Consider the following 442-nt stretch of genomic DNA (forward strand, 5'->3'; position numbering starts at 1 on the left):
GATGGAATCGGAAGGCCTGTATGGCTTCTGGGAACAGGACCAGGACGGCAAGTCGCACCGGCTCGTCGTCGTCGACCGCGTCGACGCGTTGCCCGCGCTGTCGCCGCGAACGGTGCGCTTTCATCATGCGGGCACGGGTGACGAGGCCGACACGTTCGTCCAGTTTTCCGGTACGCGCACGCTGCGAAGTGTCGCCCGCGCCACACGCACGTTCGACTACAAGCAGCCGCCGAGCGCGGCGAATCCAAAGGCGACCCATACGCCGACGATCGCCAATCAGGGTGACCTGCCGCCGCAGCTCGAGGTCTACGAATACACCGGTGCGTATACGTACCTCGAGCAGTCCCGTGGTGACCATCTGTCGAAGATATGGATGGAGGAACAGGAGTCGCGCGCGAAACGCTTTCATGGCGTCGGCGGCGTGCGGCGCATGGATGCCGGG

The 442-nt window shown here is 64.7% G+C and carries 1 protein-coding gene; it reads left to right on the top strand.

All coding sequences use genetic code 11. From position 1 onward, the window contains the following. On the top strand, window positions 1-442 hold a 442-nt coding region (locus HWX87_RS37795), incomplete at both ends, for a phage late control D family protein (protein ID WP_176051851.1).

Source organism: Burkholderia sp. BCC1644, assembly GCF_902833225.1.
Classification (GTDB): Bacteria; Pseudomonadota; Gammaproteobacteria; order Burkholderiales; family Burkholderiaceae; genus Burkholderia.